This is a genomic window from Paenarthrobacter sp. AMU7 (assembly GCF_041200195.1).
Classification (GTDB): Bacteria; Actinomycetota; Actinomycetes; order Actinomycetales; family Micrococcaceae; genus Arthrobacter.
This window is the reverse complement of sequence record NZ_CP165735.1, coordinates 2177597-2192578: the sequence shown is the minus strand read 5'-3', so window position 1 is coordinate 2192578 and position 14982 is coordinate 2177597. Positions and strand designations below refer to the sequence as shown.

The window sequence follows — 14982 nt, the reverse complement described above, 5'->3', positions numbered from 1 at the left end:
CACGTCGGTTACATACTTAGTCCTTGCTGCTGAAGGCGGCGTCGAAGCTGGTTTGCGACGCCGGGAAGTCGAACTTCTTCAGTGCGGCCAGGGCTTCGGGTGCCCCATGGAGTCGGTCCATTCCTGCGTCTTCCCATTCTACGGAGATGGGGCCGTTGTAGCCGATCGCGGTGAGGGCGCGGAAGGACGATTCCCAGGGCACGTCGCCGCGTCCGGCGGAGACGAAGTCCCAGCCGCGGCGGGGGTCGCCCCAGGGCAGGTGGGAGCTCATGACGGTGTTCCGGCCGGTGGGGCGGAGCTTGGTGTCTTTGCAGTCCACGTGGTAGATCCGGTCCTTGAAGTCCCAGATGAAGGACACGGGGTCGATGCCTTGCCACATGAAGTGGGAGGGGTCCCAGTTCAGGCCGAACGCTTCCCGGTGGCCGATCGCTTCGAGGGTCCGGACGGTGGTCCAGTAGTCGTAGGCGATCTCACTCGGGTGGACTTCGTGGGCGAAGCGGACACCGTTTTCGTCGAAGACGTCCAGGATGGGGTTCCAGCGGTCGGCGAAGTCCTGGTAGCCGGCCTCGATGACTTTTTCGGGGACGGGCGGGAACATGGCCACGTACTGCCAGATGGAAGAGCCGGTGAACCCCACCACGGTGTCCACGCCGAGCGCTTTTGCGAGGCGGGCGGTGTGTTTCATTTCTTCGGCGGCGCGTTGGCGGACGCCTTCGGGTTCCCCGTCGCCCCAGACGCGGGAGCCGACGATGGCTTCGTGGCGGAAGTCGATGGGGTCATCGCAGACGGCCTGGCCTTTGAGGTGGTTGGAGATGGCCCAGACCTTCAGGTTGTACTTCTCCAGGACAGCGAGTTTGGACTCGACGTAGCCGGGTTCGTCCCAGCGCCAGGCGTCCAGGTGGTCTCCGGAGACGGCGATTTCCAGGCCGTCATAGCCCCAGCCCGAGGCAAGGCGAGCGACTTCCTCGAAGGGGAGGTCGGCCCACTGGCCGGTAAACAAGGTGAACGGCCGGGTCTGTTGATCGGGCATGATTCTCTCCGTTCTGGTCTGATCGCTTACGCCGCGGCATAAGCGATGACGTTTTCTTTGGTTGCTTGTGCCTTATCCAGCTCGGCCACTACCCGGCCGGACCGCATGACCATCACTCTGTCGGAGAGCTCCAGCAGCTCGGGGAGTTCGCTGGAGATCACGAGTACGGCGACGCCTCTGCGGGCCAGCTGCTCGATGAGGCGATGGATCTCCGCCTTCGCGCCGATGTCGATGCCCTTTGTTGGCTCGTCCAAAATGAGTACCTTGGGATTGCTCGCCAGACAGCGTGCGATGATGACCTTTTGCTGGTTGCCGCCGGACAGGGACTGGATGGGGGTTTCCGCGGATGGGGTCCTGACATCGAGTTCCTTAATGTAGCTGGTTACCATCTTCTTTTCGTAGCCACGCCGCAGTACGCCCCACTTGCTGATCTGCTTCAGCAGGGTAAGGGTAGTGTTCTCGCGGATGGACAGCATGGGAATGATGCCCTGCAGCTTTCGCTCTTCCGGGACAAGTGCAATGCCTGCGGCAATGCCGGCAGAGGCGCCGTGGAGCTTGAGTTTCCGGCCACTTACGTGCACAGTGCCGGCGTCGGCTTTGTCGGCCCCGTAGATGCACCGGGCTACCTCGGTTCGGCCGGCACCGACCAGTCCTGCCAGTCCGACGATTTCACCGGCGTGCAGCTGGAGGTTCACGTCCTCAAAGGCACCGACAAGGCTTAGACCCTGCGCCTCAAGCACAAGTTCACCGCGTTCGCGGGGAATGTGCTCGTAAAGGTCAACATCCCTGCCCACCATCAGCTGCACAACGGAACGGGCATCGAGCTCATCTGCAGGGACGGATGAGGCCACGGTTTTGCCCTCGCGGATTACGGTTATCCGGTCGGCCAGGGTGAAGACTTCTTCCAGTTTGTGCGAAACGTACATGATCGCCAGGCCCTTGTCCCGGAGTTCGTTGACGAGCTTGTACAGTTTCTCCACGTCCTGCTCGGTCAGGGCAGTGGTTGGCTCATCCATGATGATCACTCTTGCGTCCTGGGCAATGGCACGCGCGATTTCCACCATCTGTCCGTCCACCGTTGAGAGCGCCATCGCAGGGGTGTCGAGGTTGAGGTGGGGTGCAACCTGGTCCAGGGCCTTCCTTGCCCGCTTGCGGATATCGCGACGGGAGAGGATGCCCTTGCGTCCGCCCCAGTTTCCCAGAAGGACGTTTTCGGCGACCGACAGGTCCGGGACCAGATTGTGTTCCTGATAGATGGTGGCGATCCCGGCGGCTTTGGAAGCCGCGGTGCTGGAGGGCATGAGTTCGCCGTCCACGTACACGCCGCCTTCGTCGGGAGTATAGAACCCGCTGAGGGTCTTGATCAGCGTTGATTTTCCGGCTCCGTTTTCACCACAGACGCAGTGCACCTCTCCGGCATGAAGCTCAAAGTCCATGCCGGAGAGGGCCACGACGCCCGGAAACAGTTTTACGAGATTTCGTGCTTCAACGATTGATGAAGCGCGTCCGGGCGTCCCAATCACGGCAGTTCCCTCCTCAGGAACGTGAGTCCATCTCTGGCCAGCGCATCCATGGACGGTGCCACCGGCCGCCAGAGCGAAACGGCCTTGGCGATTTCCTCGACAGTGGGGAGGAACGATTCGACAACAATGGAACCTTGGTAATCGATCGTTTTCAGCGCGTCAAAGGTCTCGGACCACGGCACGTGACCGCTGCCGGGCGTTCCGCGATCGTTCTCTGACACTTGGAAGTGGAAGACCTTGTCACCGGCAGAGGTGATGGCCGCCGCGATGCTCTTCTCTTCGATGTTCATATGGAACGTGTCGAGCATCAGGCCTACGTTATCCCGGCCGATCAGACCGCAAAGTTCCAGACCCTGCTCCACAGTGTTGACCAGATCCGTTTCGAAGCGATTGAGCGGTTCTATGGCCAACGTGACGCCGCGTTCGGAAGCGTAGTCCGCTACTTCACGCAGACTGTCGGCCGCCCACTGGCGCTGCTGCCGGCGTTCTTCGGGGGGAAGCAGCCGGGCTTTGCCGGTGGCTGAGTACATAGGGCCGGCAACGTGGGGGGAACCGACGGCTTGGGCGATGTCAACGCAGAGTTTCAGGTAGTCAATTCCCTGCCGACGCTTCTGCGGGTTTTCGTGCGAGACGTCGCGGTCCGGTCCGAACGCCCCGCAGATGGATACGGGCAGTCCGGTCCGTTCCGAGGCTTCCTTCAGTGCTTCCGCACTGACGACGGCAGGGTCCTCAATACAGACCTCGATCAGGTCGTAGCCCATCTCCTTGGCGACGTCGAACTGATCAACGTCGCGGTCGGTGAACGGGGAGACCAGGATGAAGGTGCTGACCCCGAATTCGTATTTACTCATGGGGCCAAAGCTCCTGTTCCAGCTTCTTCATTTCGTTGATGGCCTTTTCGGTGTAGGGGTCCAGGAACTCCAGGTGGCCGCCACGAGCCATCATGGCGAAGGGGTTCGACGCGGCGGGCAGGAGTTCGAAGGTCAGGTAGCCGTCGAAGTTGATGTCCTTCAGCGTCTGCAGTGTCGGACGGAAGTCGATGTGTCCTACGCCGGGGGCAGCCCGGTTTGAGTCGGCGAGGTGGACGTGGTTGACTTTGCCGCCAGCACGGGCGAACGCTCCGTGGATGCTGTCTTCTTCGATATTCATGTGGAAGAGATCGCCGTGCACGCCGGCGTTCTTCAGACCGGTAGCGTCCAGAAGTTCCACAGCCCGGTCGAGCCGGTTCAGGAAATGCGTCTCGTAGCGGTTCCACGGTTCGAGAGTGATGTTGATGCCGACGCTCGCCGCATATTCGCCAAGTGTGCGGACATTCTCGACCGCCCATTCCCATTCCTGTTCATCGCTCGCCAGGGCTTCGGTCTTGCCCACCGGGGATGGCCCGACGATGATGGTCGGAGCTCCGACGGCGGCGGCGAAGTCGGCTACCGACTTGCCGTAGTCCAAGGCCTTCTGCCGGTTGGCGGCGCTGGGGTTGATCAGGTCGCGTTCCTCTCCAAACCAGATGCTGCAGATGGAACTGACGTCGATACCGGCGTCGCTGGTCAGTTTGTTGATCTCGTCGACGTTGTGCGTTGCCGGTTCTCCGACCAGTTCGATGGCGTCGTAGCCGTAACGGGCGACGCGGTCAATGCCTTTGGCGATGTCTTCCTGGTAGTAGACGATGGCGTTGTAGGAATACTTGAAGCGGGACATGTTTCTCCTTGAGGGAATTGGTGTTGCTGCCTGGCCAAGCGGCGGGGCCTGGCCAGGCAGCCGAGGGGTTAGCTGCGCTAGTCCTTGAAGATGTTGCCCCAGAGAGTGGGGTCATCGACGTTCTCTTTGGTGATGAGCTTGGTGTCGGTCAGTTGCATCTTGGGCACCTGCTTGCCGTCAAGCAGGTCAACCTGGGCCTGAAGGGCCAGTGCACCCATCTCGAACGGGTTCTGGTCCATCGTCGCGTCCTGGGTACCGTTGCGGATGCGCTCCAGGGCGAGCGGTGTGCCGTCGACGCCAACCAGCGGGATGTGGTTCTCTGCTCCGACCGGGGCGTCCTTGTTGATCTGCGAGAGGCCGGAGACGATTCCCCGCACCATTTCGTCGTTGTGGCTGAAGAGGCCGTTGATACTTGAGTCGGCGGTGAAGTTATCGACGGTCAATGACAGTGCGTTGTCTGCAGTCCACTGTGCGTCACGGCCGATGACCTTGATACCAGGGAACTGTTGGATACCTTCGCTGAAACCCTTGCCGCGCAGGGTTGCGTGGTATGCGCCCTTGGCTCCTTGGTATTCAAGAACGGTTCCCTTTTCTTCCATCAGTTTGGCCAAGGCTTCGGCCCCGAGTTTGCCGGCCTTTTCGTTGTCGAAGGCGACGGCGGCGTCGGCGATGTCCCCCGGGATGACCGAGTCCACGGTGGTGACGGTCTTTCCGGCATCATGGATCATCTGGACTCCGGGAACCAGTTCAGCTGAGTTGTTCGGACTGAGGACAATGCCGTCCACACCCTGGGCGAGTTGATCCTGGATCTGGCTGATCTGGGTGCTGGAATCGCCTTTGGCATCAAGGACTGTGACTTCCACGCCGAGCTCCTCCGCCTTATCCTTGACGCCCTGCCCGAGGGCAACCATGAATTCAAAACTCTGGCTGTAGAGCAAGACGGCGATCTTCTTTGTCTTTGTTCCGTCGTTTGATTCCTGTGCGGCGCTAGGTGCACCGCAGCCGGTCAGGGCGATGGTTGCGGCGGAAACTACCGCGAGAACCGCCAGTTTGGGTGAGGTCTTCATTGACTTACTCTTTCTGTTGGGTGCTAGGGCATGCCGGCCGGGGCGGCCTGCTTGCGTGGGGCGTCAGGCGTCAGGCCGGAGCTTCGGTAGTTTGTGGTGCACGAGTGCCGTCCGTGTCTTTCGATGGCGGCGGTCCGATCTTGCGTTTACGTGACAGGTTCTTTTGGACGTACTTGTAGCGGTAGACGTCCAGGGCGGCTGCGGCGAAGATCACCACGCCTTGGACAATCCGGTCGTAGGAGGAAGGGATTCCGAGCAGGTTCACGGCGTTGGAAACCATTGCGATCAACAGCACGCCGAGCAGTGTGCCCTTGATGTTTCCTTGGCCGCCGAAGAGGCTTGTTCCGCCGATGACCACAGCTGCGATGACTGTCAGCTCAATGCCGTCGCCCGCCCTCGGGCTTCCTGAGGCCAGGCGGCCGGTGAGCAGAAGCCCGGCCATGCCCGCCGAGAGACCAGCGATGATGTAGGCGTTCATGGTGACGCGGTCTACCCGGATCCCTGCGAGCAGGGCAGCTTCCTTGTTACCGCCGACGGCGTAGATGGAGCGTCCGTAGGTAGTGCGGGTTAGGGCCAGATGGGCCAGGAACGCCAGCACCAGAACGGCCGGTATGAGCAGGGGAATTCCTGCGATTTTGGCGCTGACCACCTCGGTGAGCACCTTGGGTACAGGTGTGATGTTGCCGCCGTCGGAGTAGGCGAAGGCGATTCCCGACCCGGCGGAGAGTGTTGCCAGGGTCGCGATCAGCGGGGATATCCCCAGCTTGGTGACCATCAGTCCGTTGACGGCACCGACTCCGGCTCCAACCACGAGGCCGGTCAGTAGTCCGATTGCCGGCGGCATATCCATGTTGACGATCACGCCCATGGACAGCACCGACGACAGGGCAGCCGTCGATCCTACAGAAACGTCGATGCCGCCAGTAAGGATCACGAAGGTCATGCCAATGGCGAACACACCGAGGATCGTGCACTGGTAGAACAGATTTACCAGGTTGACTGTGGTCAGGAATACCGGGCTGAGGAACGTCAGCAGTACACCGAATAGCAGGACGACGACCAGCAGGCCCTGCGCACCGATGAAGTCGCCGATGCCGGAAAGCCGTGAACGGGAATCGTCGTGGGATTTTCCGGGGCCAGCCTTCCCGGAAACCGGACCGGACGAGCCGGTGGCTGTTTGTGGCTGCATGTTTGTATCTCCAGTCAATTCGACACTTCCTCGGGTCGGAAGTGCTAGTGGCTGCCGAAGAGTTCGGCGTTGGTCTTCAAGGTGATGGGCGCGCCGTCTTGGCGGGCGGAGTCGGCGGTGGCCATGACGAGTTGCAAGCTCTGAATGTTGTCGGTGACATCCGTCTCAGCCTTGTTTCCGGTTTCGATGGCGTCGCGGAACGCTTCGAGGGTCCCCAAGCGTTCCTCCACCGGCAACGGGTCCAAATCGACGTGCATGACGCCGGAGCGTTCCACCGCGCCGGCAAGGAAGACGGTGTCAAACAGTGAGGCGAAGTTGATGGTGACCTCGTTGTTCTTCCAGGTGATGGTGCCCTTGCTGCCTTGGATTTCCCAGTCGCCGTCCCAGCTGGTCTGCGGACCGTATGAGCTCCACGATCCCGTGTAGACGACGCGGGCACCGTTGTCGCAGTCGAACTGCACCACGGCGGAGGCGTTGCCCTTGAATCTGGAGGTGCTAGTGTTCCAAGAGCGCGCACGCACGGCGGTGGGTTCGACACCAACGATGCCGCGGAGCTGGTCAAGGTGATGGATCATGGCATCCACGATCAGTGGTTCATCCATTTCCAGCCGGAACCCTTCGAACGGCGGGTTCTTCTTGTAGTCGATGAAGACGTGCTCGAGGTCTCCGATGACTCCGTCGCGGATGAGGCGCTGAACGGTGCGGGCGGCGCGCTTGAAACGGTAGTTCTGTGAAACCATGGCTTGTTTGCCGGACTTCTCTGCCGCTGTAATGATGCGAATGCCGTCTTCAAGGCTGTGGGCGAGGGGCTTCTCAATGAGTGTGTGCACCCCTGCTTCCAGAGCCGGGATGGCCACCGCTGCGTGGTACTCGGGTGGAACAATGACCAAGGCAGCGTCGAACGTGTCCTTGTGTCCCAGCGCCTCGTCGATGGTGGCGTAGGCAGGGATTCCGTATTGTTCACCCGCGGCCCTCGCAGCGTCGGGGTTGACGTCGACAACGCCGGCCAGCTCCCAACTCTTGCTGTGGTGAATCACGTTCAGCCATGAGGCGCCCCAGGCGCCGAGGCCTACTTGAATGATCTTCATAGCTGCACTCCTACTGGTTCTTTAGTGTTTGGGACGTCGACCCATTCGCCGTCCTTGCTGGATTTGATGATGCTTTGTGTAAGGACGGCTGATCTGAGTCCGTCCTGGAAGGTCGGCAGGCCTTCGCGGAGGTCACCGCCGATGGCGGCATAGGTATCGGCCACGAACGCATTGAACGCATCCTGATAACCCTGCGGGTGACCAGCTGGCAGCACGCTGAGCCGTGCTGCTTCCGGGCTGAGTGCCCCCGGATCACGGACAAGCAACTGGGACCCCGCCCGCTTACCCAGCCACAATGTCTCCGGGGCTTCCTGGTCGAACTGGAGGGTGCTCTCTGAACCCGCGATCTCGATCATCAGGCGGTTTTTTCGGCCGGGCGCAACCTGGCTGACCAGGAGATTTCCCACGCTGCCCGAATCAGTGGCGAAAACAGCCGCCACGAGATCCTCGGTCTGAATGTCCCTGTTGTTCGCCCGGCCCGGGAACAGAGTCCTGCTCATGGCACTGACTTTGGTTATCCGTTCACCGCTCACGAATTCGAGAAGGTCGCACAGGTGGGAGCCGATGTCGGCAAACGCCCGCGAGGGCCCACCCACAACGGCGTCCACCCTCCAGTTGTCGTCCTCCCGGGAGAGTAACCAGTCTTGGAGGTAAGAGCCCTGGATAGCGGAGATCCGTCCTGCTTGGCCCGAGGAAATACGTTCCCGGGCTTCCCGGATCATCGGATGGAAGCGATAGACAAAGGGGACGGTCGCAACTGTCCCGGCCATGGCGGCTAGCTCTACAAGTTCGGCTGCATCCTGGACGTTGGTGGCCAATGGCTTCTCGCAGACCACATGCTTACCTGCTTTCAGCGCAGCTTCAGCCAGTCCGTAATGAGTGCCGTTCGGCGTGCAGATGTGGATGACGTCGATCGCGTCGTCCTCGAAAAGGTCCTGGGCGGAATCGTAAGCCCGCTGCACACCCAGGCGGTCTTTGGCGCGGTCGGCGCTGGCACGGCTCGAAGACGCAATGGCGACGATATCCGCCCCTGCAGCGCGGGCGGCCCGGCTGTGCACATCGGCCATGAACCCGGCGCCGACGAATCCGGCCCGTAGCCGGGAGGGGGCTGTCGTGGTTCTGTCGTTGTCCATGTCGAAACAGTGACACGCAGCACGTGGCTTTGGTCAGGGGCCCAACAAAAGTCTGCACCTTTTGACGCTGATGGGGGTCGAATGCACACCCAAGTTGCACTTTGTGATGCTAAGCACTTCGCCGGGTGGACGGGAACGAGTGAGCCGCTTGACACTAAGTGGAGATGAGGGCCCTCAGGGTCCGGTGAGCCCGACGCGTCAAGAATTCAGGCTCACGAACAACCTCTTTTTAGCCCCGAATTGGAGTGTCATGGACAACGGCGGACCCGGCGAACTACTGCAAATCCTGCGGGACGGACAACCACGAACCAGAGCAGACCTGGCTGGAACAACAGGGTTGGGCCGAGCTGCCGTCAGTTCCCGCCTTGAGCCGCTCCTGAAATTGGAACTGGTGGTTCCCGTATCAGGGGCACCTTCTACTGGAGGTCGTCCATCGGCGCGGCTAGCTTTCAACCCAGGCGCAAAGTTGGTGGCGGCCGCAGACGTCGGCGCGACACACGCCACAGTGGCCCTCACTGACCTGTCAGGAACGATACTCGTGGAAACCACTGAGCGGCTGGAGATTTCATGCGGACCCGAAGCGGTCCTGGACTGGCTTTTGACGATGGTGAAGGGACACTTGCAAGTTTTGGCGCGCCCGACTGCGGACGTCATCGCCGTCGGCATCGGACTACCTGGCCCGGTAGAGCACTCCACCGGAAAGCCGACGAGCCCGCCGATCATGCCAGGGTGGGACGGATTCGATGTTCCCGCTTACATTCAGCAAACCTTGGGCGTACCCGTACTCGTCGATAACGACGTCAACCTTATGGCCCTCGGCGAGCGGGCGACCCGTTGGCCCAACGAGGAGAACATGATTTTCCTCAAAGTCGCCACTGGCATCGGATCTGGAGTGGTTAGCGGAGGAGAACTGCAGCGTGGCGCGGCAGGTGTCGCCGGAGACGTCGGCCATATTGCTGTTTCCCGGGGGGCAGGAATTCTCTGCCGCTGTGGCAAGAGTGCCTGCCTGGAAGCCATTGCAGGCGCACCTGCCATCGCCGCTCAACTCCGCGACAGCGGGCTTGAGGCAACCACTGGAAGCGATGTCGTTTCGCTGGTTCGTTCCGGGAATCTGGCTGCTGTCCAAGCGGTCCGCCAAGCGGGCCGCGACATCGGAGAAATGCTCAACATGTGCGTGAGCTTCATCAACCCCGCCCTGATTGTTGTGGGCGGATCGCTTGCCCAATCCGGAGAACACCTCATGGCAGGGATACGCGAAACGGTCTACGCACGATCAACGCCTTTAGCGACCCAGCACCTGACAATCACCCAGTCCGAAACCGGGCCGGAAGCTGGAGTGGTTGGCGCCAGCATCCTGGCCGTCGAGTATGTCCTCTCCCCCCACCGAGTAAATCAACTGGCAACCAGACCGCTTTCCGACGGAAACGAAATTATCAACCGGCAGGAAAATGAGCCCGCTTTCCCCACACACCGGCCGCTCCTTGAGGCGCTGGCCAAATAATTGCAAGACGCACCTCTGTGAAAAACATATACACATCAACGCACCAGCCGAAGGTGCATCCGGAGGTAAAATTGACCTACCAGCGGACCTCATTTTCGGTCGGTCTGACGAGTCACCGCAAGCGCTTCCCTAAGCCGCCGTGCCAGCTCGCAAGACTGCCATGATGCTCAGCTGGTAAAGGAGGACGGCATGCCTCAATCTGGTGACGGGAACAGCGCCCGTGTGCGACGTTACGCAGTACCGGAAGGGCTCACTCCAGAACAAAGGTTCGAGCATTGGCGGGTCTGGTACGGCAACGCCGTCGAAACACCAATGAGGCTGGAGCGGTCAGAAGGAGAGAGTCCTGCGTCCGTCAGTCCCTCAGCTATTAATCTTGCCGGACCGGGCTTCAGCCTCATAGAGATGCACAACACCCCCGCGCTGGGCTTTTGGGCGCCGAATCCCGACTCCACTGACTTGCGCCTGGCCTACTTCCGCAAGGCGTCGGGTCTGACCCTCGATCTCAATGGCACCCCCGAGCCGGTTCCAACGGGTTCGGTGAGATTCATCGACACCTCGCTTGGTGGCAGTTTCGATGCACCCGAAGGATTCCACGCACAGCAACTCAACATGGACCGCGTCAGTCTCAATGTCAGCGAAGGCGGACTGCGCTCCCTTCTTCGCCTGCCTGACCTTGCAAGCCACCCCATTGTGGGCACCTTCGTGATACCCGCATTGATGAGTTGGAAGCGGCCCGGCATCGACAGTGAGGCATCAGGAACCAGTGAGATCCTACGATCCGTCATGGCAACCCTGGTGGGCTCCCTGCTCGAATCGCCGGCCGACGATGAGACACAGAAACCGGCACTAAGCCGGGCGGTAAAGAAATACCTTGAGAGCAGTTACGACAACCCAAATCTGGACGTGGCAATGATCGCCGGAACGTTCAACCTCTCCCGTCGCTCCCTGTTCTACTTTTTTGAGACCGAAGAACTCCGTTTGGGTGAGCGAATCCGCGCCTTGAGAACCCGGAAAGCGTTGGAGCTTCTGCTTCAAGCCCATGCTCAAAGAATCACCTACTCAGAAATTGCGACACGGAGCGGATTCACCAACGTTCAAAGCATGCGCCGGGCCATCAAAGAGTTCACCGGGATGAATGTCAGGGAGATCCATAAATCCGAGCCCGTCGTTCATATGGCACTGCAGCAACTGCGGCAGAAGCTCAACCCAGCAGCTTGACCCGTCGGAGGCCCTGCCTTGGCACCGTCCCGCCGCTTCCGTGGTCGCATAGTGATGGTGTCGGCTGAGGCTGGCGGGCAAGCCTGATGTATGGACCTCGGGCCAAAATTCAGTTAGTGCCCGCCAAGGCCGTCATCGACGCCCACGGCGGAACGATCAAGCTCAGCAGCCAGCCGGGCAAGGGCACCACCGTGACAGTCACCATTCCCGCCCAACGCAACCGGCAAAATTGATCGTCATCTTTTCTGTCGCTACACCTCGACAGTATTAATAAGTGTGCTTAGTATTGAAGCTTATTCATTGTCTCGTTTGCGGACGGACCAGCAGGCGGATCGTCCCGGACATCCTGCGGTCTGAAAGCGTTGGGCCTTACGGCCCCTTCTGAGCGACTCTCGCGTCTCAACCTGCACTCCCCATTTCCTCGCTGAATCAACACCCGTTTCTGGGTTACGGCTGCGCCATTATTCCGTTCAGGACCCCGCGCCATTTCTGCGCCTGCGCCCCCGGAAAGCTACATCGACTTGGTCGGATCGGCTTGGGCAACAAGAAAAGAGCGGAAAAATGAAGGCAGTAGTCTACAAAGGGCCGAACGACGTCAGCGTCGAGGATGTACCTGATGCCAGGATTGAGCACCCCGCCGACGTATTGGTGCGAATAACGTCGTCGAATATTTGCGGCTCCGACCTGCACATGTACGAAGGCCGCACCAGCTTCGAGACCGGACGCACCTTCGGGCACGAGAACCTCGGTGAAGTGATCGAAACCGGCTCCGCGGTGAGCAAGGTCAAGGTGGGCGAACGCGTCGTACTGCCGTTCAACATCGCCTGCGGATTCTGTAAGAACTGTGAACGGGGCTTCACCAACTACTGCCTGACCATGCAGCCCGAACCCAAGCTCGCCGGCGCGGCGTACGGGTTCGCGGACATGGGCCCGTATCAAGGCGGACAGGCCGAGTACCTGCGCGTGCCGTACGGAGACTTCAACTGCCTGCGTTTGGGCGAGGACGCCGAGGAGAAGGAACTCGACTATGTCATGGTCGCGGACATCTTCCCCACCGGATGGCACGCAACCGAGATGGCCGGCGTTTACCCCGGGGACTCGGTCGTCATCTACGGCGCAGGGCCAGTAGGACTCATGGCCGCCTACTCGGCCATCATCAAGGGCGCCGGAAAGGTCATGGTGGTGGACCGTCACAGTGACCGCCTGAAGCTGGCGGAACAGATCGGCGCTATCCCTGTAGACGATTCCAAAGTGGACCCTGTTGAGTTCGTCAAAGACCAAACCATGGGGTTCGGGGCTGACCGGGGATGCGAATGCGTCGGGTACCAGGCGCACGACCCCAGCGGAAACGAACAGCCCAACCTGACGTTGAACCGCCTGGTGGACTCCGTCCGGTTCGTCGGCGGCCTAGGCGTAGTAGGCGTGTTCCTGCCGCAGGATCCTGGCGCCCCGGACGAACTCGCCAAGCAGGGGCAGGTGGCCTTCGACTATGGAAACTACTGGTTCAAAGGACAAACGATGGGCTCCGGCCAGTGCCCTGTCAAGAAATACAACCGGGCCCTTCGCGACCTCATTGCCGGCGGAAAAGCCAGTCCCTCATTCCTGGTCAGCCACGAACTTTCCCTGGACAAGGCCCCGGAGGCCTACAGAAACTTCGATGACCGCGTCGACGGCTGGACCAAAGTCGTCCTCCACCCCGACGGCACCTAGGCCCGGGAGGTCATTTCAATGCCGGAACGAACTACTTCCCGGAAGGGGAACTGATGCGATCCATGGTGTATCGCGGGCCCTATAAGGTACGCGTGGAAGAAAAAGACATACCGCAGATCGAACATCCCAATGATGCGATCGTGCAAGTGAAGTTGGGGGCCATCTGCGGCTCAGACCTGCACCTTTATCACGGCATGATGCCGGACACGCGGGTCGGGATGACCTTCGGTCATGAGTTTGTGGGCGTGGTGCACGAGGTGGGTTCCTCGGTGCAGAACCTGGTGGTCGGGGACCGGGTCATGGTTCCGTTCAACATCTACTGCGGGTCCTGCTACTTCTGCTCACGCGGCCTGTACTCCAACTGCCACAACGTGAATCCGAACGCCACTGCCGTGGGCGGTATTTACGGTTACTCCCACACCTGCGGGGGTTACGACGGCGGCCAGGCTGAGTTTGTGCGCGTGCCGTTCGCTGACGTGGGTCCCAGCAAGATTCCGGACTGGATGGACGAGGAAGACGCAGTCCTGCTCACGGACGCACTGCCTACTGGCTACTTCGGCGCCCAGTTGGGCGACATTGCCGAAGGTGACACCGTTGTGGTGTTCGGTGCCGGCCCGGTGGGCCTGTTCGCGGCAAAGTCGGCATGGCTCATGGGAGCGGGGCGGGTGATCGTCATCGACCACCTGGAATACCGATTGGAAAAGGCCCGCTCGTTCGCCCATGCCGAAACCTATAACTTTGTTGAGTACGACGACATTGTGGTGCACCTGAAAAAAGCCACGGACTACCTGGGCGCCGACGTCGTGATAGATGCGGTAGGAGCTGAAGCGGACGGTAACTTCCTCCAGCACGTGACCAGCAGCAAGCTGAAACTGCAGGGTGGGTCTCCCATCGCCCTCAACTGGGCCATCGACTCCGTCCGCAAGGGCGGCACGGTGTCAGTAGTGGGCGCCTATGGACCGCTCTTCAGCGCCGTGAAGTTCGGTGACGCGATGAACAAAGGGCTGACGCTTCGGATGAACCAATGCCCTGTCAAAAGGCAGTGGCCCCGGTTGTTCGAACACATCCAGAACGGGCATCTTAAACCCAGCGACATTGTCACCCACCGCATCCCTCTGGAGCACATCGCCGAGGGTTACCACATCTTCTCGGCGAAGCTTGATGACTGCATCAAGCCCCTGATCGTCGCAACCACGGTCTGAAAGGGGATCGCAATGGCTGAAATACCGACGCCCTACACCTCCGGCACGCCCGCGCTGAAGGAAACTGCGGAGGAGCTGCGGGCACGGATCCCGGGATGGGGCGTGGACCTCGACCCGGCGGACAGGCCCTCCTACCCCCGCGAGCAGCCCGGTATCGAGACCGGGGCGCGCTGGGACTTTCCCGAACGCCAGAAGGAGAAATGGCCCCGGGAGCGGTCCATTGAACACGCTTTCGTGACCCCCGTCTTTGGCACCTCAACCCCTCCCAAGGGCATCTCCGGTGCGCTGCGGAAGTACGCGTACGGGAAATACAGCGAAGGCCGCGCAGCCCACTGGCTTGTGCTGATCGCCGCCGACAGAGTGGACGCGTGGGAAAACCACGTGCGCGCATTCGCAACTCTGCAACCGGACAACCCGGTGACCGAAACCGGCGTGCTCAGCGAGTTCACCCACCATGGTGCGCGTTCCCGCTTCGGGAAAAAGCGCGCCGACCTGAACCATCAGTGGATCGACCCCATACTTGTCGGTGCCCCGTGGGTACTGGCGGGTCTGGGGGCAGTAGCCGCCTTGAGGAGGGTGCGGAAGCACCGACCGGCCTGACACCACGACGGCGGCGGGCTGGCCCA

General features: G+C 60.8%; 14 protein-coding genes. 6 read left to right on the top strand and 8 right to left on the bottom strand.

The features are described from left to right. Positions 1 to 16: 16 nt before the first annotated feature. From ABQM86_RS10035 to ABQM86_RS10000, 8 genes are all read right to left on the bottom strand, one after another. Positions 17 to 1030 (bottom strand): sugar phosphate isomerase/epimerase family protein, encoded by a 1014-nt coding sequence (locus ABQM86_RS10035; RefSeq protein WP_369746522.1) that lies wholly within the window; start codon positions 1028 to 1030, stop codon positions 17 to 19. A gap of 26 nt (positions 1031 to 1056) precedes the next feature. Continuing rightward, positions 1057 to 2553: a sugar ABC transporter ATP-binding protein gene (locus ABQM86_RS10030; RefSeq protein ID WP_369746521.1), complete on the bottom strand. Its 1497-nt coding sequence runs from the start codon at positions 2551 to 2553 to the stop codon at positions 1057 to 1059. After that, positions 2550 to 3404, bottom strand: a complete 855-nt coding sequence (locus ABQM86_RS10025) for a sugar phosphate isomerase/epimerase (RefSeq protein ID WP_207597314.1) — start codon at positions 3402 to 3404, stop codon at positions 2550 to 2552. Before ABQM86_RS10025 ends, ABQM86_RS10030 begins: the two co-directional genes overlap by 4 nt. Continuing rightward, positions 3397 to 4248, bottom strand: coding sequence for a sugar phosphate isomerase/epimerase family protein (locus ABQM86_RS10020; protein ID WP_207597313.1), 852 nt, complete (start codon positions 4246 to 4248; stop codon positions 3397 to 3399). The genes ABQM86_RS10025 and ABQM86_RS10020 overlap by 8 nt, the downstream gene beginning before the upstream one ends. Before the next feature lie 77 nt (positions 4249 to 4325). Then, positions 4326 to 5315, bottom strand: a complete 990-nt coding sequence (locus ABQM86_RS10015; RefSeq protein WP_207597312.1) for a sugar ABC transporter substrate-binding protein — start codon at positions 5313 to 5315, stop codon at positions 4326 to 4328. Between the two features lie 70 nt (positions 5316 to 5385). Continuing rightward, positions 5386 to 6504, bottom strand: a complete 1119-nt coding sequence (locus ABQM86_RS10010; RefSeq protein ID WP_369746520.1) for an ABC transporter permease — start codon at positions 6502 to 6504, stop codon at positions 5386 to 5388. Between the two features lie 44 nt (positions 6505 to 6548). Further along, the gene (locus ABQM86_RS10005; protein ID WP_280627838.1) at positions 6549 to 7592 is read right to left on the bottom strand and encodes a Gfo/Idh/MocA family oxidoreductase; all 1044 of its coding nucleotides are present in this window, start codon (positions 7590 to 7592) and stop codon (positions 6549 to 6551) included. Further along, positions 7589 to 8725 (bottom strand): Gfo/Idh/MocA family protein, encoded by a 1137-nt coding sequence (locus tag ABQM86_RS10000; protein WP_369746519.1) that lies wholly within the window; start codon positions 8723 to 8725, stop codon positions 7589 to 7591. Before ABQM86_RS10000 ends, ABQM86_RS10005 begins: the two co-directional genes overlap by 4 nt. A 250-nt stretch (positions 8726 to 8975) precedes the next feature. Between ABQM86_RS10000 and ABQM86_RS09995 the strand changes: the two genes are divergently transcribed. The 6 genes from ABQM86_RS09995 (at position 8976) to ABQM86_RS09970 (ending at position 14956) form a co-directional block, all read left to right on the top strand. Beyond that, positions 8976 to 10226: an ROK family protein gene (locus tag ABQM86_RS09995; RefSeq protein ID WP_280627836.1), complete on the top strand. Its 1251-nt coding sequence runs from the start codon at positions 8976 to 8978 to the stop codon at positions 10224 to 10226. Between the two features lie 312 nt (positions 10227 to 10538). Beyond that, complete coding sequence (locus tag ABQM86_RS09990) at positions 10539 to 11444, top strand: helix-turn-helix domain-containing protein (RefSeq protein ID WP_280627835.1); 906 nt, start codon at positions 10539 to 10541, stop codon at positions 11442 to 11444. Between the two features lie 116 nt (positions 11445 to 11560). Then, the gene (locus tag ABQM86_RS09985; protein WP_369746518.1) at positions 11561 to 11677 is read left to right on the top strand and encodes an ATP-binding protein; all 117 of its coding nucleotides are present in this window, start codon (positions 11561 to 11563) and stop codon (positions 11675 to 11677) included. 328 nt (positions 11678 to 12005) lie between these two features. Then, on the top strand, positions 12006 to 13154 hold the full coding sequence (locus tag ABQM86_RS09980; RefSeq protein WP_369746517.1) for a glutathione-independent formaldehyde dehydrogenase: 1149 nt from the start codon (positions 12006 to 12008) through the stop codon (positions 13152 to 13154). 53 nt (positions 13155 to 13207) lie between these two features. Next, a complete protein-coding gene (locus ABQM86_RS09975) occupies positions 13208 to 14356 on the top strand; it encodes a zinc-dependent alcohol dehydrogenase (protein ID WP_207597306.1) in 1149 nt (382 codons plus the stop codon). Positions 14357 to 14368: 12 nt separating this feature from the next. After that, positions 14369 to 14956 carry a hypothetical protein gene (locus ABQM86_RS09970; protein ID WP_207597305.1) on the top strand — a complete coding sequence of 196 codons (588 nt, stop codon included), beginning with the start codon at positions 14369 to 14371 and terminating at the stop codon, positions 14954 to 14956. Positions 14957 to 14982 lie beyond the last annotated feature (26 nt).